Source organism: Paenibacillus aurantiacus, from assembly GCF_042431225.1.
Lineage (GTDB): Bacteria > Bacillota > Bacilli > Paenibacillales > Paenibacillaceae > Paenibacillus_Z > Paenibacillus_Z aurantiacus.
In genome coordinates this window covers 63414-81186 of record NZ_JBHMDO010000031.1, presented here as the reverse complement: position 1 = coordinate 81186, position 17773 = coordinate 63414, and the positions used below count along the sequence as shown (strand labels likewise).

Here is a 17773-nt window from a genome sequence, read left to right as displayed (position 1 = left end):
TCGAATGAGGCAGACTGTCTTTTTTCTTTGCTATTAAATTTCGGGTGTTCAAACTTTTTCGCCCGCTCATGTATCTAATCTGGGAAAAGGAGGAGCAGCGCGATGATAACCGACGGATTGATCGACAAAGCCAGGCGCGGGGATCTGGACAGCTTCGCCGAGGCGATCGCTGCCCTAAAGGATGACGCCTACCGTATCGCCTGGTCGTACTTGCGGGACGAACCGTCGAGCATGGATGCGGTATGCAGCGCCGTGGAGAAAGCATTAACCGGCATTCGTAAGCTGAAGCGGACGGAATATTTCAAGACATGGTTTATCCGCATCGTGATCAATGAATGCCATCTCCTGCTGCGAAATCGTCGGCGAGAGCAGGTCATGGAGGAGCCGGGCGCCGGTCTGCAGGCTGCTTCTTCGCCGCTAGAGGATCATCTCGATTTGGAGCAGCAGCTCGGCAGACTGCTGCCACTTGAACGAATGCTGATTCATCTCAAGTATTACGCCGGGTTTACGTTCGAGGAGATCGCCACGATGACGAATCTTCCTTCAGGGACGGTCAAGACGAAACTGTACGGCACGATCAAGAAATTAAAGGTAGCCTTTGAGCCGAGGGAGGGATAAGGGTGAACGACCATACGGAATCAAACGAGCTGCATCTTAGCCTCAAGCAAATCCCGGTGCCAGTCGAGCTGGACGATCGGATTTCGGATACCATCAAGCAAGCCGCGCGAGCGCGAATGCGCAGGAGAAGGTTGCGTACTGCTACGGCTGCCTGCATCGCATCGATTATCGGGGTCAGCGTGCTGCTGATGGCGTTGCCGCCGGTCGCGACGTTCGCCGAGAGGATCCCTGGATTTCGCATCGTAGCCGGGCAGTTGAAGCAGTGGGGCGCTTTCGCCGGTTTAAACCACGCGCAGCAGCGCGGATATGAGCCCATGAAGCCAGTGACGGCGACGCAAGGCGATTTTGCGATAACGCTCGACAATCTATACTTGTTCGAGGGTTCGCTGATCTATACGGCTTCGGTCACGAGCGATGAAATTCAGGCATGGGAGGATGCTGGCAAACTGAACGAACCCGGTAAGCCGCTCATTCAAATTCGCAGCAAGGATTTTGGTTTGAAAGCCGGAAGGGGAAGCGAACGGACAGAAAGGGATGAAGAGACGGGCAAGGTGTATCGCGTCATTCAAGAACAGTTGAATCTGGGGCAAGACGAAGTGGACGCTTTCCTTGCAAGCAATCCGTCGCGGCTTACCTTTGAGATCGGACAGGGCGAATACGGCAGGACCGAACCGACGGTGAAGTCGATTCTGGAGCTTGCGGTTCCGTTCAAAGCAAGGGACGTGCTGAAGGAAAAGGCTGCTGCCGTACATGCCGGTTTGGGATTGGAGCGAGCGGATTCCGATATCGCGGCTTCGACGCTCCAATCCTTTACGATCGATCCGATGCGCATGACCGCGGTAGTGGATACAGCTGTGAAGCAGCAGGCGGGACGGCCGTATTTTCTGACATCCGGCCTCGATATCGAATCGGCGGGGCGCGTAGCCTTTCAATCTCAGACGAGATCGTACGAGGAGGAACTCCCTTATTTAACGGATGAGAACGGGAACCGTTATCCCGTTAACGAGATTAACGAGGGCTGGGATGGAAAAGACGACCTCATCTTCGTCCCATCGGTTTATTTTGACGATTTCAAGGAATTGACGCTGCATGTTCAAAAAGTGTGGGTGAGCGGACCGATAGCGGGCTCCATCGAGGTTTCGATGAAAGGACCATTCCCGCAAACGATCGACTACCGAGGAGAGCCGCTGAAGATTCTTGGTGCACGTTATGAGGAGGGCTGCCTAGTGCTGAAGCTTGAGAGAGACCGCAAGCAGCTGCCTTTTTATGTCGACGAGCCCGGCATCGAACCGGGGATAAGCGGCGGAACCTTGCTTATGGCTTCGGACTACTGGAAGGATTTCCAGCGCTCCGAGGCGGACCGGAAGCCGGATCGGCCGGAATACAAGTTTTATGTCCCCCTTACAAACGTAAGCTTCGGTCATCTCGGATTCTTTAGGCCGAATCTGACGGAAGCGCCGTCGGATGACGAGAGCGCATACGAGATTAGGGTGCCGGCGCCTGAGCAAAGCAGCTACAAGCTGGACATCGTCCGGTTCGACGATCCCGTTGATGTGGATATATCGATTCCGATTAAGCTTAGTTCTCATTAAGCATACAAATCCAATTTTTTTCGGATTTGCGAAGGAGCAGTCTGCCATCAACACTTCGGCTGCTCCTCTTGTCATTTAACGAAGGGGAATTGCGGAATATATCTGCGGTGAACCCGTCGCTACGCCAGATGCTTTCTCGCCTCTTGAATAAAGGCGGCTACGGCCGGCGAGACCTCGTGCTGCGAGCGGACAGCTAGTCCGATTATGCGATGGAGAGGCGGGTTCAGCGGTCTGACCGCGATATTGGCTGGCACGGCCGGCACAATCATGGAAGGAACGACGGACACGCCGATACCGGCCTCGACCATGGAGAGAATGGTCGAATTCTCGGCCACCTCGAACTGCTTATTCAGGCTGACGCCTCTCTCTTGAAAAGCATGCATGACAAGACGTTCGCATCCAGACTTCAGCGAGAGAAAGGGTTCGTGGGCAAGCTGCTCGATGGAGATGATGTCGAGCTCCCGCAACGGATGAAGGGCGGGGAGGACCGCGACATAAGGATCGCGAAGCAACTGCACGCTGTCTACGTCATCGCTTGGATCAGCCAGAAACCCAAGGTCAACGACGCCGGCCTTGATCCAGGCTTCCACCTCCGCATAGCTTCCTTCAAAGAGAAGCAGCTCCACACCCGGATAATGACCGCGAAATGCTTGGAGAATACCCGGAAGCACGTTCGCCGAGAAACTGGGGAAAGCGCCGATCCGTATCGTCCCGCCATTCACGCCTCTTGACGCGGCGGCAGCTTGCTTGATCTGTTCCGTATGATGAAGGATCTCGCGAACATGCGCCAAGATTTGTTCGCCCGCATCCGTCAGCTTCGCGCCATTACGATTACGCGCAAAAAGAGTAACGCCCAGTTCTTTCTCCAAATCGCCAATGCTGTGGCTAACGCCTGATTGGCTTGCGTTCAATAGCTCCCCTGCCCGGGTGAAACTGCCCGTCTGCACGACGGCTAGAAATATTTCGAATTGAAAAAGGGTCATGTTCGCCCCTCGCTTCCATGAACTTTTTTTCATGCAGGGCATGGTGAATTTTCATTTTACCTCGAATTAGAACTTCACTATCATGAAAGACATCAGAGTGATTCATGGCGATGAAGCAGGCAATCCCGCTAAAGTCGTGCCGGATGCAGGTGAATTAAGCGTAACGCAAAGGCAATAAATTGCCAACGGACTACTTGTGACCGAGCTGCGATTATCGTAAAAATGAGCTACAATCTTTTTTGGAGGGATGCGTATGGTGGGACTGGCGAAGGACGTCATGGAAGACATGAATAAGCAGCTGGATCGAATCGAACGCAGTCTGAATCTGCTGAACGATGAACTCGTTTGGAAGCGTTCGAAAGATTCCATGAATAGCATTGGTAATATCTGCTTGCACTTGGCGGGGAATGAATATCAGAATATCGCGAGCGCCATCGGCAACGAACCGTTCGTCCGAGAGCGCTCCCGCGAATTTACGACGGATGGGGGACTATCCAAGGATGAGCTGATCAGCCTGCTGCGCAGAACACGATCCGAGTCTGAACGCGTCTTATCGGCCTTGTCTTCCGATGATCTATCGCGGGAAGTTGTCATCCGTTACGATCGGGAGGATTGGAAGCGAATGCACCGGATCGATTCCTCTGCTCATGAACCCTGCGATACCCGATTCATTGGCCGGCTGCTTGTTCAGGTTGCCGCGCACTATGGGTACCATGCAGGGCAAATTGTCCTGCTAGCCAAACAGTTAATCGATACGAACGAGCATCTAACGGGTCAATATCATTAAGCTTAAATGTGGGAGAGAGGAGCGACTTGCCGTGATCAGATTGGAACCTTTCGAACGTGCCGACTTCACGCAGCTCATAGCGTGGATGGATTCACCCCGTTTTCTATTTCAATGGGGAGGTCAGTCGTTTCGCCATCCATTGACTGAGCAGCAATTGGAGCAATACATCGAAGATGCGAACACAGATGATGCTCATGCATTAATTTATAGAGTCGTGCAAGAAGAGAATAACGAGGTCATCGGGCATATCAATTTGCATATCGATCGGATGAATCAATCCGCACGGATCGGCAAGGTTTTGATTGGCGATAGAGGCAGGAGAGGACAAGGCATCGGGCAATTGATGATCCGACAGGTTCTCGCTATTGCCTTCGAAGATTTAGGATTACATAAAGTCAGTTTAGGCGTGTTGGATTTTAATCATGCGGCTCTTGCTTGTTACGAGAAGGCTGGCTTTGTCAAAGAAGGACTTATCCGAGATAAACGTAAGATGGACGACGAATTCTGCAGCGTATGGGAAATGAGCATGTTAGAAGAAGAATGGCTAGAAATGAGTCGCACGGAGCGTTCGCTAAAGCGTGATGGCGTGCGGTGATCTGCAACCTGTTCGATTGGAAATTGGCAGCGACGGGATAATAGCCAGAAAGGAGCACAAGTTACAGTTGCGCTCCTTTCTCGCTTTTATTTGCACCGTCACCTGCGATCATCCCTGAAGGGTTCTACTCAGACTTCATGATGTGCGTCTATTGTCATTTAGAATTGCGAGGCGACGAACTTCACCTCCGGAAAGCGGCTATCCGGTCCCTTCATTAAGGTTCCGCCTTTATTTTTCAAATGCAGGTCAAAGAAATCCAGCATATAGGCATTGATAACGGAGCTCGCTCTTTCGGGCGCAATCTTTCCTGTAAGGCCCAGCCGGTTGAACATCGGAGAAATGAACTGGACGTCGGTAAAATTCAAATGCTCCGTATTTTCGATATAGAGGACCTGTCCCCCATCGTCGACCGATTCACGCATCCGTTCAAGCTCCAACTTTTTGTCTTCCGTTACTTGATCCTCCCACTCTCTTGTAGAGTCCATGCGGTTAAGCTCCGCATCCGTGTAGACCCGGTTATCCATCACCCTTTTTAATTGTTCGAAATAGCTTGCCGAGTTGATGAACAAAAACGGCTTCTGCAGATCCTCTCTGTCACGCAATCGATAAAGCCCTCCATCAAGGTCTATCCCAACCGTAATTCGCGGATCGTAAGAAGCGTCATAGGCCGTCGCTCCGCCGATGGAATGACCGAATACCCCGACATGATCGAGATCGATCCTCCCTTTGAGATCACTTGGCATTTGCCCCGATTGGATGAGCTCGAATTGGTCCAGCGCAAACGCCACATCGTCCGTTAGCACTTTCCCCAACTTGTCGCGATTTGCTCGACTTGTCTGGTAATCGTCGTTTGGCGAGAATAAGTCGTTGGTTGTGCTGGTCGTGATCCGCCCGTCGGGAAACGCGGTTGCAAATGTATTGTAGGTGTGGTCGATTACGGCCACGATGTAGCCGTGACTCGCGAGATTTTCGGCTTGCGACGTGTGGAGGAATCTGGAAGAGCCATTGCCGGGATTCGCAAGGATAAGCGGGTATGAAGTCTGCGCCGAAGAGATTTCAGCCCCCGAATAGGCATGACTGGATACGTACTTCAGGTGTTGAAGTGTAAACGCGGGGAGGCCATAGTCCGCAGCCATATAACGTAGAATCGGGGGATCGGGAATCAAGGGGGCGTACTTGCCGGCGCCCGCTTGAGCCGGATACCACACCTGAACCATCAATTCTCGCTTGCCATCGCTGGCTTCGTCGAATATCTCTTCCCTTCTCGGATCCACGAAATGAAAAGTTTGCGTGCCTACCTGAAATTCGCCTGTCGGTTCAGGTAGTTTAAATACAGGGAAAGCATACAGGAGACCCGCCGTTACGATCAGCATGATCGCTAGAGCAGTATAAGCTGAACCTAACAGGAATCGTGGGATTTTAAGAGAGCCGCTCTTATTAAAATAGCTATAGCCTGAGATGGCTAAAAAAAGGATCGTTATGCAATAAGGGAGTAATAACTGAACTCGGTATCCTTCCACCATCCAATGAATGACCAGTAGAAGCGTGGCGATCCCGCTTGCAACGTACACTGGAATTCTACGCCGTCCTTTTTTCAATAAGACTGTTAATGCAAATAAGCCGATGTTTGACAACAAAAGCAACAGTTCAAATAGCCTCATCACGATTCTCCTTTTAGAAAAATTTCTATTTCTTGCTTATTCCAGTATTGTTCTTTCAGGCTAGCCTAAGCTATCGATTTGCCTTACATCTAACCTTACATTTTTGTCATCCAATCTTGCGGTAAAGGAAAAGAGCGCGATCCCGTCCTTCCCGGCACATCGGTTTCGAACATTTCAATGCTGCCTGTATCGGCCACGACTACATATTGTCCAATGTTACTTGATGATTGGATGCCCAAAGGTATAGAAAATGCACCATTTGGCGATGGACGACAGGACGGGCGATTCGGATAATGGTGCTAGCTCGAGCTGGCTGAAGCTTGCAACAGGTAAGGAGGAGAGGGATTACAATGACCGACTCGCGGCCGAATTTGCTGCTGATTACCGTGGATCAAATGAGAGGCGATTGTCTGAGCATCCTGGGACATCCGATCGTCGAGACGCCGAATTTGGATCAGCTGGCTCGTAGGGGGATACTGTTCCGTAACGCGTATTCGTCAACGCCGACATGCGTACCGGCACGGGCGGCTATATTTACCGGCATGAGTCCGCGTTCGCATGGACGCGTCGGTTACGAGGAGAAGGTGCCATGGAATTACGAGCATACGCTGCCGGGCGAATTGGCGAAAGCCGGCTATCATACGCAGTGCGTGGGCAAGATGCACGTCGATCCGGCGCGCAGTCTGTGCGGCTTTCATAACGTCGTGCTGCACGACGGCTACTTGCACCATAACCGATTCAAGCATGCGAACACGGTAACGGAGTCGCACGATAGCTGCGACGATTATTTGCCGTGGCTTCGCGAGCGTGCGGGCGCCGGTGTGGATCTACTCGATCTTGGCCTCGACTGCAATGCCTCGACCGTCGCCCGGCCCTGGCATCTGCCGGAGGCGCTTCACCCGACGAACTGGGTCGTGACACAATCGATCGACTTTTTGCGCCGACGCGACCCGCGCAAGCCTTTCTTCCTCTGGAGCTCGTTCGTTCGGCCGCATCCGCCGTTCGATCCGCCTCAAGCGTATTGGGACCGGTATGACGGGGCGGAGTTCCCTGATCCGGTCGTCGGCGAGTGGGCGGCGCAGGACGATCCGGCACGCAACGGTCTCGATCCCGTGACCCGGTCGGGCGTCGTGCCGCGAAGACGCTTACGGCGTGCGATGGCCGCCTACTACGCGCTCATCTCCCATATCGACGATCAGTTGGGGCGGCTGATGAACGCGATGGAGGAATTCGGGGTGCTGGATAAGACGATCGTCGTCTTCACGTCCGATCATGGAGAGCTGCTCGGCGACCATCATCTCTTCCGCAAAGCGCTCCCATACGAAGGAAGCGCGCGGGTCCCGTTAATCGTAGCCGATCCTGGCGCCAAATTCGGAGTCGGTCAAGGGAGGGTCGTCGACGCAGTCGCTGAACTGCGAGACATCATGCCGACGCTGCTCGATTGCGCCGGCGCGGCCATTCCTCCGGTTGTGGACGGCGAGAGCTTGCTGCGCGCGCCGGCGCGAGTTCAAGATGGCAGCTGGCGGCCCTATATCCATGGCGAGCATGCTTATGGCGAACAGTCGCACCAGTACTTGACCGATGGCCGTCAGAAGTATATTTGGTTTACGCAGACGGGGGAAGAGCAGCTGTTTGATCTGGAGCGTGATCCGAGCGAGCTAACTAATAGGGCAGGAGAGGAAGCGTACGCAACAAGTAGGCAGATGTGGCGCGACCGCCTCGTGCGCGAGCTGGACGGACGAGAGGAAGGTTATGTGCAAGACGGCAAGCTCGTCATTGGAAGGCGTCCGGTAACGTGCCTTCGCCATATATTGCCTTGAATCAGTCGTATCATCTTAAGGACCAGCAGCTACTGCCGTCGAGGCATTGGTCGAACAGCATGGAATAAGGCATCATCGAATAAGGCGTCAAACAGGCCATTCTCGGCGGGAATCCCCGTCCGCAATGGCCTGTTGCTGTGTATGGACCTTATCGGAGTGCTAATCCAACGGTCGTCCGCCGATTATTCGGATTTGTTTGTGAGCGCCTGGACGGCTTCTTCCAGCATCGTTTCACTTGCGAGGGGGCCTTCCCCTTGAATCCATAGCCGTTGGTCGACCGGATAAATATGATTGTTTTTAACGGCGTTCAAGTTTTTCCAGAGGGCGCTCTCTTGCAATTCCTTGATCTTCTTGTCGTCGCCTGCTAGCAGGAAAATATGATCGGGATTAAGCTCCGGCAGCATCTCCATGGAGATCGCGGCTTGCTTTTGATTCATATCTACGCCCGGCACGGCCTTCAATCCGAGGTCACCGTAGAGGACGGAGCCAGAAGGGCTTATATTGCCATAAACGCGATATTCTTTGGCGGTTACGCGCAGGAACATGACCGTCTGATCGCCGACGGCTTGCGCGACTTCTTCGCGTGCTTCTTCCGCTTTCTTGTCATAATCGGCTATGACTTGCTGCGCCTTCTCTTCTTTACCGAGAATAGTGCCGAATTCGGTAAGGGATTTCCGCCAGTCGAACGCTGCCTGATCCAGCAGAATCGTATCCGCAATTTGCGACATTTGATCATAGGTCTTCTCCTGAGAAGGGGAGACGCCGATGATGAGATCAGGCTGCGTCTCCATGAGCGCTTCCAGATTGATGGCGTTAATTGCGCCAATGGATTGGACATCCGTTAGGCGGTCAGCCAAATAAGGCGGCATTTCATTCTCGACGAAAGTAACCGTTGCCGTCGGCTTTACGTCAAGCGCTGCCACGTAATCCGCATAGCTATAGTCGAGAAGGGCGATTCGGCTTGGTTCTTTGGTCAGCGTCGTCTCGCCGGCCGCATGCTGGATCACGCGTTCGAAAGGTTTGGCAGCAGCATTCGCCGTTGTGGCGGTTGCCGTGGATGCGGTTGAGTTTGATTCATTGCCGCAGCCAGCCAGGAGACTAGCTGAGATGATAAAGCTAAGCGTAATACCTGCCAGACGTTGTTTCTTGTACATCGTAAAAATCCCCCTATATGGTTATCATGACGACTCAAATCCTGAAGTGATCTTACAACACTTGAAAATGATAATCAATATCAATTGGAGAAATAACTTTGTTGACAATGATAATTATTATCAATTAAAATTTCCATAGTTTACATTCTACAAGCTTGTCAGCGTGAAAGGATCGTGATGAAGTTGTCACAAACAGCAACGTCGGCAACGTCTGTGCTTAGGAGCCGTTCCAGGCCAATAACCGCCAGCATCGTATTAGTCGGCGGTATTGTTGCGCTTATTTTCGGTTTGGGACTATCGATTTCCGTCGGGGCGGCGAATATAGAGCTGTCGACGGTATGGGCGGCGGTATTCTTCTATAAGCCGAATTTGACTACGCATCAAATCATTTGGGAACTTCGTCTGCCTCGCGCTGTTGCGGGTGCAATCGTCGGTGCTTGTTTCGCCGTTGCGGGTGCGCTCATGCAAGGGATGACTCGTAATCCATTGGCGGATTCCGGTCTTCTTGGTCTAAATGCGGGCTCGGTTTTCGCAATCGCGCTTTGCTTTGCCTTTTTTCCGGATCTTCCTTATATTTACTTGATCCTGTTTTCTTTCCTGGGGGCGGGACTCGGGTCCGGGCTTGTATTCGGCATAGGCGCCTTCGCGCGAAATGGGATGACGCCGATCCGCTTGGCGCTGTCTGGGGCGGCCGTGAGCGCGCTGCTCGTGGCGCTTAGCGAAGGCATTGCGAACTATTATCAAGTTGCGCAGGATATGGCGTTCTACTACGCCGGCGGACTAGCGGGGACGAAGTGGTTCCAGCTGCAATGGATGTTCCCCTGGGTCGCGGCCGCTCTGATTGGCGCAATGGTGCTGTCGCGGCCGATTACGATGCTTAGTCTCGGGGAAGAGGTGGCCAGAGGATTAGGGCAGCGAACGGCGCGAATTAAATTGCTCGCCACCATCGTCGTCCTCATCTTGGCCGGAACAGCGGTATCGGCGATCGGATCGGTTGGTTTCGTCGGACTTCTTATCCCTCACGTGGTACGGTATTTGGTTGGCGTCGATTATCGTTGGATCATCCCTTGCTCAGCAGTGATGGGTGGACTGCTCGTCGTATTGGCTGATCTAGGGGCAAGAATGGTGAACCCTCCTTACGAAACGCCGCTTAATGCTTTGATTGCCCTGATTGGAATCCCGTTCTTCCTCTTCTTGGCGCGGAAAGGGAGGCGGGAATTGGAATGAATCGTCTGCAGCAGCATGTCAATCGCTCCGGCTGGGCGGTCCGTTATGCCACCATTTCGGCTGTTTTCATCGTCCTGATCGTCCTGACTTTCATCATCAGCATGAACACCGGATTTGCCCGCTTATCGCCGCTCGATGTTGTACGCACGCTGTTTGGCGGGGGAACGGATAGACAAGGGATGGTTCTATTCGAGTTCCGCCTCCCGCGAATTGTGATTTCCGTCCTCGTCGGCATGGGGCTTGCCGTATCGGGGTGCATCATGCAAGGGGTTACCCGCAATGCGCTTGCCGACCCTGGAATACTCGGAATTAATGCAGGGGCGGGCGTGATGGTCATCCTGTATGTCATTTATCTGGCGCCTCACTTCGGCGCCTCTCTATTCTTCCTGCCTGTCCTCGCCGTGATCGGAGCAGGCGGAACGGCTGCACTCGTGTATGTTCTCGCCTACAAAAAGAGGGAGGGCATTACGCCGTCGCGCTTGATCCTGACGGGGATCGCGGTCGGGGCGGGTATTGGAGCGGCTATGACGGTGCTTACGCTTCGTCTGGAGCCAAGACAATTCCAATTCGTCTCCACCTGGCTCTCCGGTACGATCTGGGGAACCAACTGGGATTATGTTGGAGCGCTTCTGCCTTGGATTCTCGTGCTCCTGCCGTTCGCGTTCTACAAATCGCGCGTGCTCAATATCCTCAATCTTGGCGATCAGCTGGCTGCCGGCGTTGGCGCCAAGGTGGAGCGAGAACGGTTGCTGCTGGTCGCCTCGGCTGTCGGACTTACAGGCGCTTGCGTGGCGGTTGGAGGCGGGATCGGTTTCGTGGGCCTGATCGGCCCTCATCTAGCTCGAAGATTGGTCGGTCCGAAGCATCAGCTGCTGCTTCCTCTGTCAGCAATGGCCGGAGCCCTGCTGCTAATTGTAGGCGATACTTTGGCGCGTTGGTTGATCCAGCCATCGGAGATACCGACCGGAATCGTCGTCGCCGTGATTGGCGCTCCTTATTTCCTATATTTGCTCGCTAGATCGCGGTAAGTTACTGTGAAGGAGAGAGAAGGCCTCCAACGTCATCCGTAATGACGTTGGAGGCCTTCTCCTTGTGCAGCAGCTATAAATGCGTGGAAGATACAGACGAATTCACATTCTGCCTGCTAGACTTGTCACGACGGGTATAGAAGTAGGAGCAGACCATGGCGAGCAGAACGATCAGTACCATGCCCCAGAAGATGCTGCTGTAAGCGGCGGCAAGCGTACGGGCATGCTGCCATTCGAGCGCTGTAGCCGTGGCCGCAATGCCGAATGCGCCGCTGAAAAATTGCAGCAATTGGAACAATCCGAGTCCCGAGCCTACTTGGGCGGCGGGCAGCAATCGCGACAGCTCGTTCGAGACGCTGCTGGATAGGAAGGTGAAACCGACGCTCATGATCATATAGATGAATAGAATCGCCCAAGACGATTGCGCGGCGAAGAGCGCGAATAACAAGGCTGAAGCGAGCATGAGCAGCGGAATGTATTGGATAATGCCGCGGTTGCCGTAACGATCGATGATTCGGCCGACTAAGCGCGAGAGAATCATGGCCAGCAATGATCCCGGGAAGATAATGAAGCCGGACTGGCTGGCGGTAAGGCCGAATTGATGGACCAGAATTTGCGGAAGAATGAACAAGGTGGCAAAGCTGCATAGATATGCGCCGATCCCGACAGCGCTAACGGTCAAATAACGCGCATTGCGGAACAGGGCGGGTTGGACGAATGGATCCCGGGCCGTGCGGATACGCACGACGAACAAGAAGACGGCGGCCAAGCCGGCAACCAGCCAATACCAGACTTGACTGGTCAGGAAGAGCAGCAGTCCCGTCGTACCAATCCCCGCGAACAACGCGCCAAGCAGATCGAAGCTTCCTTTGGTTGGTAATTCTCTCGGCATCAGCCGAATATAGAAAGGGATGAGCAGCAAGGTAAGGGAAGTTACGGCGAATAGATAATGCCAGCCCAAATATTCGACGATGATCCCTCCGATGACGGGACCTAAGCCTAGCCCAAGCGAGGCGGCCGACATGATGGCGGCCATCGCTTTGCCCCGTCTGTCCACGGGCACATATCTGGCGATAAGGACCATGGATAGCGCGGGAATCGCGCCTGCGCCAGATGCTTGTATGAGACGCGCGAATAAGAGCGGAATAAAGCTATTGCTAAATAAGCCTAGGATGGCGGCGCCGCCGAACGAAACAAGGCCGACGACAAACAATCTTCGGATGGGAACAAAATCGGACAGCCGGCTGTACGTAATGGACGAAATGGCGAACAGGATGGAATAGCCGGTCACGATCCATGATACCGAGGAGGATGAAAGCCCGAAATCATGCGCGACATCGGGCAAGGCGAGGTTAAACATCATTGTATTCATAATGACGAGCACGATAGTAAACCCGAGCAAGAGTGTTAAGACGCCTTCATGAATCTGCGCCTTCTCCCCGCTTGCGTGATGGGTGATCTCTGTAGTTGGCATAATATCCCTCTTCCCCTTTGTTCTAATGTTCGATTATAATCGAACATTAGAAATATAGCATGGAATATGATACGATGCAATTATTACTTTTCCAAATTATTCACGCACAGCGATTACACCTTATCGGCGGAAGGGGCTGCTCTACTTGAAAGCATTACATCATCCCGATCGATCGGACCTTCAACTCACCTCGGTGCTATACGCGCTAAGCGATCCTATCCGGATCCGCCTGGTGGCTACATTAGTGAAGATGGGGGAAGGGTCTTGCGGAAGTCTTGAATTGCCCATTGTCAAATCTACGTTATCCCATCATATGCGAACGCTTCGCGAGGCAGGCATTACCCGAACGCGGATTCAAGGGACGCTTCGGATGCAGAGCATCCGGCATGAAGACCTGGAAGCGCGTTTTCCGGGACTGCTTCATACCGTGCTGCAAGCCTACGAAGCTTCGACGGGCGAAGCTGCGGCTTATCCGCTGCCGGAAGGATGTGCCGAGCTCAAGCAGCAGGGGAAGGCGTAGAATTATTGACATAACGTAACTTCCAGTAGTAAGAAGACGTCCTGCGGTCGCAGAATGCGAGCCGCCGCGGGCGTCTTTTTGTCGTGACGGTACGAACACGCCGGCGCGTTCGAACAATTGTCGACTCGAAAAAACTTAAATTCACAGTTGACTCATAGGAATTATGTGAATATACTAAACACTAACGATTCGAGCATGACTCCTTCCATCAAGAAGGTCGGCTTGGTCATCGAATGAACGATCACCTGGCATCATCCCATTTGCTTAAGCAAACGAACGGCGGATACGGCACACATGCGCGCTTCGTCGTGAAACGAATAGGCCTTCTTCAGGCAGGACTACCGGATCACCGGAGACCTTCCTCCTTTTCCAGTATTTTAGGAATTGGCGGGAGGTCTCTTTTTATTTTCACTAATCACGAGATGGAGTGGAGTCTAATGAGAAACAAGTCTACGCGCGGCTTTATGGCCCTGATCGCGATCATGCTGCTTTTGACGGCGGCGCTTACGGGATGCGGTTCGAACAATAACACCGCCGCAAGCGGAAGCGGCAATGAGGCATCGTCAAGCAAAAATGAACCAGCACCCGGCGGCGGCAAAACAAAAGAAGTTCATATCGGCTATCAGAAATACGGGACGATGAACATTGTGAAGGCGAAAGGAACGCTCGACGAGCGCTTGAAAGCGGAGGGATACAGCGTAAGCTGGACGGAGTTCCCGGGCGGACCGCAGCTGCTGGAAGCCTTGAATCTGGGCAGCATCGACATCGGCCACACCGGCGAAGCGCCGCCGATCTTCGCCCAAGCAGCCGGAGCGCCGCTCGTCTATCTGGGACATGAGCCGGCCAGCCCGAAGAGCGAAGGCATTCTGGTGCCCAAGGACTCCAAGATCGTCTCTGTCGCGGATTTGAAAGGGAAGAAGGTCGCGCTGAATAAAGGCTCGAACGTCCATTACTTGCTCGTCCAGGCGCTTGAGCAAGCCGGCCTGAAGTATGAAGACATCGAGACGGTGTTCCTGCCGCCGGGCGATGCGCGCGTCGCGTTCGAGAACGGGAACGTGGACGCATGGGTCATCTGGGATCCATTCCTCGCCGCCGCTCAGACGGCAACGCAGGCGAAGCTGCTCGTCGATGGGGAAGGACTCGTCTCCAACCATGAATTCTATCTTGCGGCAAGACCGTTCGCGGAGAAGAACCAACCCGTTATCGACGCTCTGCTCGAGGAGCTGGACAAAATCGATGCCTGGTCCAAGGACAATCAGCCAGAGGTTGCGAAGCTGCTGTCCGAACAGCTGGGCATCGATGTGCCATCGCTTGAGCTTGCTTCCAGCCGCCGCGACTACGGCCTTCAGCCGATCGACGATGCGGTGCTCGAAGCCCAGCAGAAGATCGCTGACGTATTCTTCGATCTAAAGCTGATTCCGAAGGAAATCGAAGTTAAGGAATCTGTCTTGAAGTGAAATCATTATAGCAGCATGGCGAATGCACTTATTTTACGCTCATCCTTATTAAATAGAAGAAAGAGGTTGATAACATGGAAGTTTTCTGGTTTATTCCCACTCACGGCGACGGACGGTATTTGGGCACGAGCCATGGCGCTCGCGCGGTCGATGATTCCTATACGCAGCAAATCGCGCAGGCTGCCGATCGTCTCGGTTTCAGCGGCGTGCTCATTCCGACGGGCAGCTCGTGCGAGGATGCATGGGTCGTCGCTTCCAGTCTGATTCCGGTCACGAAGAAGCTGAAATTTCTGGTTGCCGTTCGTCCGGGCTTGATGTCGCCAACGCTTGCGGCGCGAATGGCGGCAACGTTCGACCGCTTGTCCCATGGACGGCTGCTGGTCAATGTCGTGACCGGCGGCGATCCGGTTGAACTGGCTGGCGACGGGCTATTCCTGGACCATGATGCCCGTTACGATGTGACGGACGAATTCCTGGACGTATGGCGGCGCGAATTGGCGGGCGAGACCGTCGATTTCGCCGGCGAGCATATCCGGATTGAAGGCGGCAAGGTGTTGTACCCACCTGTGCAGGCGCCGTATCCTCCACTTTATTTCGGCGGCTCGTCACAGGCTGCGCTTCAGGTCGCAGCTGACCATATCGACGTGTATCTGACATGGGGAGAGCCGCCTGCGGAGGTAGCGAAGAAAATCGCGGCGGTCCGCGAGCTTGCGGCCAAGCAAGGTCGTACCGTCCGTTTCGGAATCCGCCTGCACGTCATTGTCCGCCCAACGGCAGAGGAAGCGTGGAAGGCTGCAGACGAGCTCATTCAATATGTCGATGACGAGACGATTGCCTCCGCGCAGAAAGTATTTGCCCGTTTCGATTCGGAAGGGCAGCGGCGGATGTCGCAGCTGCATGGCGGCGACCGTTCCGCTTTGGAAATTTCGCCTAATCTATGGGCTGGCGTCGGTCTCGTTCGCGGCGGGGCGGGAACCGCGCTCGTCGGCGATCCGGAGACGGTCGCGGCACGGATGCAAGAGTATGCGGACTTGGGCATCGAAACGTTCATTTTCTCCGGCTATCCGCATCTGGAGGAAGCTTATCGGGTCGCGGATCTGCTCTTCCCGCTGCTGCCGATCGAACGCAAGCAGGCGCATGGGCCGACGTCGACAAGCCCGTTCGGCGAGCTGATCGCCAACGAGATTAAACCGGCCGAGCGGACTGTATCCGCGCAATAGAAGGAGGGGCTGGCATGAAGAGACCGATTCGTTATCAAACATTCTGGTCGTCCTATGGTCTTCCATGGCTGCTGCCGGTGCTTATCGTCATCGTCTGGCAGCTGCTCGGCACCTTCGGCGCAATGAGCGATCGCATTCTGCCGACTCCGCTTGCGGTCGTTCAGGCGGCCATTACGCTCATCGGCAACGGACAGCTGCTCGAGTACGTCGGCGTCAGCACGCAGCGCGCGGTGCTCGGCTTCCTGATCGGCGGGAGCATAGGCTTCGTGCTAGGCTTCTTGAACGGCATCGTGCCGTTGGCCGAGAAGCTGACCGACACGAGCATGCAGATGATCCGGACGATTCCGCATCTGTCGCTCATTCCGCTGGTCATGCTTTGGTTCGGAATCGGGGAGGAAGCCAAAGTATTCCTTGTTGCGCTTGGCGTTACTTTCCCGATCTATCTGAACACGCTGCACGGCATCCGCTCCGTCGACGCGGGCTTGATCGAGATGGGACGTACTTACGGCTTGAGCGGCTGGGCGTTGTTCAGCAAAATCATTTTGCCCGGCGCCCTGCCGTCGGTGCTCGTGGGCATCCGCTTCGCCCTTGGCATCATGTGGATCACGCTCATCGTGGCAGAGACGATCTCGGCGGATTCGGGTATTGGCTACATGGCGATGAACGCGCGGGAGTTCTTCCAATTCGACGTCGTCGTACTGGGCATTCTGTTGTACGCGCTGCTTGGCAAACTGTCCGATTGGCTCGCCAAGTTGATGGAAAGGAGCTGGCTCAAATGGCATCCACAGTACCAGCCGAAATCTTAAAAGGCCGCGATCAGGCGCATGCTCAACCGTCGCATCATGCGGTGGAACCCCCGTCAGGTTCACGTTTCGGAGCAGCAATCGATATTCAAGGGGGAACCGTTCGCTTCGGCGACAAAACGGTTCTCCGTGACCTGAACATCCAAATCCGGTCCGGCGAATTTCTGGCGGTCGTCGGCCGCAGCGGCAGCGGGAAGAGCACGCTGCTGCGGCTCATCGCCGGGCTGGAGGCGCCAGCGGCCGGCACCGTCGCCTTCGATGGGGCTCCGACCGCCGGCCTGCGCAGCGATGTCCGGATTATGTTCCAGGAAGCGCGGCTGCTGCCTTGGAAGAGCGTGCTGGATAACGTCCGCATCGGCGTTCCGGGCGGCGGTCGCGACGAGGCGCGGGAGGCGCTGGCGCTGGTCGGGCTTGCCGACCGGGCAAAAGAATGGCCGGCGGTCTTGTCCGGCGGTCAACGTCAACGGGTCGCGCTGGCGCGAGCGCTCGCGTGCAGCCCCAAGCTGCTGCTGTTCGACGAACCGCTCGGCGCGCTCGATGCGCTCACGCGCATCGAGATGCAGCAGCTGATCGAACGTCTATGGCGGGAGAAGGGGTTCACGGCGATTCTCGTCACGCATGACGTGAGCGAGGCGGTTGCATTGGCCGATCGGGTCGTCTTGGTCGAACAAGGCGGCATTACGCTCGACGCGCCAGTCGCGTTATCGCGCCCGCGCGATCGCGACAGCGGCTTCAGTCATTATGAGCGGATCATTTTGGAGCGCGTCATGACCAAACAAGAGTCGGCCGGCAGCGCAACGGGATATACGATTTAAACAGAGAGAAAGAAGACCG

General features: G+C 54.6%; 16 protein-coding genes. 12 read left to right on the top strand and 4 right to left on the bottom strand.

Going from position 1 to position 17773, the window contains the following annotated elements; all coding sequences use genetic code 11:
- The first annotated feature begins 102 nt into the window (after positions 1-102).
- Together ACFFSY_RS18370 and ACFFSY_RS18365 are read left to right on the top strand one after the other, a co-directional pair.
- The gene (locus tag ACFFSY_RS18370; RefSeq protein ID WP_377496682.1) at positions 103-618 is read left to right on the top strand and encodes a sigma-70 family RNA polymerase sigma factor; all 516 of its coding nucleotides are present in this window, start codon (positions 103-105) and stop codon (positions 616-618) included.
- A gap of 2 nt (positions 619-620) precedes the next feature.
- Positions 621-2210: a hypothetical protein gene (locus ACFFSY_RS18365; RefSeq protein WP_377496680.1), complete on the top strand. Its 1590-nt coding sequence runs from the start codon at positions 621-623 to the stop codon at positions 2208-2210.
- Between the two features lie 119 nt (positions 2211-2329).
- Here ACFFSY_RS18365 and ACFFSY_RS18360 read toward each other — a convergent pair whose 3' ends face one another.
- Positions 2330-3193 carry a LysR family transcriptional regulator gene (locus ACFFSY_RS18360; RefSeq protein WP_377496678.1) on the bottom strand — a complete coding sequence of 288 codons (864 nt, stop codon included), beginning with the start codon at positions 3191-3193 and terminating at the stop codon, positions 2330-2332.
- 253 nt (positions 3194-3446) lie between these two features.
- Between ACFFSY_RS18360 and ACFFSY_RS18355 the strand changes: the two genes are divergently transcribed.
- Together ACFFSY_RS18355 and ACFFSY_RS18350 are read left to right on the top strand one after the other, a co-directional pair.
- On the top strand, positions 3447-3980 hold the full coding sequence (locus tag ACFFSY_RS18355; RefSeq protein WP_377496676.1) for a DinB family protein: 534 nt from the start codon (positions 3447-3449) through the stop codon (positions 3978-3980).
- Between the two features lie 31 nt (positions 3981-4011).
- Positions 4012-4575 carry a GNAT family N-acetyltransferase gene (locus ACFFSY_RS18350; protein ID WP_377496674.1) on the top strand — a complete coding sequence of 188 codons (564 nt, stop codon included), beginning with the start codon at positions 4012-4014 and terminating at the stop codon, positions 4573-4575.
- 158 nt (positions 4576-4733) lie between these two features.
- On the opposite strand, the gene ACFFSY_RS18345 is transcribed toward ACFFSY_RS18350, so the two are convergent.
- On the bottom strand, positions 4734-6236 hold the full coding sequence (locus ACFFSY_RS18345; protein WP_377496672.1) for an alpha/beta hydrolase family protein: 1503 nt from the start codon (positions 6234-6236) through the stop codon (positions 4734-4736).
- A gap of 350 nt (positions 6237-6586) precedes the next feature.
- On the opposite strand from ACFFSY_RS18345, the gene ACFFSY_RS18340 reads away from it, so the two are divergent.
- The gene (locus ACFFSY_RS18340; protein WP_377496670.1) at positions 6587-8056 is read left to right on the top strand and encodes an arylsulfatase; all 1470 of its coding nucleotides are present in this window, start codon (positions 6587-6589) and stop codon (positions 8054-8056) included.
- Between the two features lie 182 nt (positions 8057-8238).
- Here the strand turns inward: ACFFSY_RS18340 and ACFFSY_RS18335 are convergent, their stop codons facing one another.
- Positions 8239-9210 carry an ABC transporter substrate-binding protein gene (locus ACFFSY_RS18335; protein ID WP_377496668.1) on the bottom strand — a complete coding sequence of 324 codons (972 nt, stop codon included), beginning with the start codon at positions 9208-9210 and terminating at the stop codon, positions 8239-8241.
- A gap of 177 nt (positions 9211-9387) precedes the next feature.
- Here ACFFSY_RS18335 and ACFFSY_RS18330 point away from each other — a divergent pair, with 177 nt between their 5' ends.
- Together ACFFSY_RS18330 and ACFFSY_RS18325 are read left to right on the top strand one after the other, a co-directional pair.
- The gene (locus ACFFSY_RS18330) at positions 9388-10437 is read left to right on the top strand and encodes a FecCD family ABC transporter permease (protein ID WP_377496855.1); all 1050 of its coding nucleotides are present in this window, start codon (positions 9388-9390) and stop codon (positions 10435-10437) included.
- A complete protein-coding gene (locus tag ACFFSY_RS18325) occupies positions 10434-11465 on the top strand; it encodes a FecCD family ABC transporter permease (protein ID WP_377496666.1) in 1032 nt (343 codons plus the stop codon). The genes ACFFSY_RS18330 and ACFFSY_RS18325 overlap by 4 nt, the downstream gene beginning before the upstream one ends.
- Before the next feature lie 73 nt (positions 11466-11538).
- Here ACFFSY_RS18325 and ACFFSY_RS18320 read toward each other — a convergent pair whose 3' ends face one another.
- A complete protein-coding gene (locus ACFFSY_RS18320) occupies positions 11539-12939 on the bottom strand; it encodes an MFS transporter (RefSeq protein WP_377496664.1) in 1401 nt (466 codons plus the stop codon).
- A 145-nt stretch (positions 12940-13084) separates the two neighbouring features.
- On the opposite strand from ACFFSY_RS18320, the gene ACFFSY_RS18315 reads away from it, so the two are divergent.
- From ACFFSY_RS18315 to ACFFSY_RS18295, 5 genes are all read left to right on the top strand, one after another.
- Positions 13085-13459 (top strand): ArsR/SmtB family transcription factor, encoded by a 375-nt coding sequence (locus ACFFSY_RS18315; protein ID WP_377496662.1) that lies wholly within the window; start codon positions 13085-13087, stop codon positions 13457-13459.
- Between the two features lie 437 nt (positions 13460-13896).
- Positions 13897-14916: a sulfonate ABC transporter substrate-binding protein gene (locus ACFFSY_RS18310; protein WP_377496660.1), complete on the top strand. Its 1020-nt coding sequence runs from the start codon at positions 13897-13899 to the stop codon at positions 14914-14916.
- A 74-nt stretch (positions 14917-14990) separates the two neighbouring features.
- The gene (gene ssuD, locus ACFFSY_RS18305; protein ID WP_377496658.1) at positions 14991-16136 is read left to right on the top strand and encodes an FMNH2-dependent alkanesulfonate monooxygenase; all 1146 of its coding nucleotides are present in this window, start codon (positions 14991-14993) and stop codon (positions 16134-16136) included.
- A 14-nt stretch (positions 16137-16150) separates the two neighbouring features.
- A complete protein-coding gene (gene ssuC / locus ACFFSY_RS18300; RefSeq protein ID WP_377496656.1) occupies positions 16151-16942 on the top strand; it encodes an aliphatic sulfonate ABC transporter permease SsuC in 792 nt (263 codons plus the stop codon).
- On the top strand, positions 16912-17754 hold the full coding sequence (locus ACFFSY_RS18295) for an ATP-binding cassette domain-containing protein (protein WP_377496654.1): 843 nt from the start codon (positions 16912-16914) through the stop codon (positions 17752-17754). The genes ssuC and ACFFSY_RS18295 overlap by 31 nt, the downstream gene beginning before the upstream one ends.
- Positions 17755-17773 lie beyond the last annotated feature (19 nt).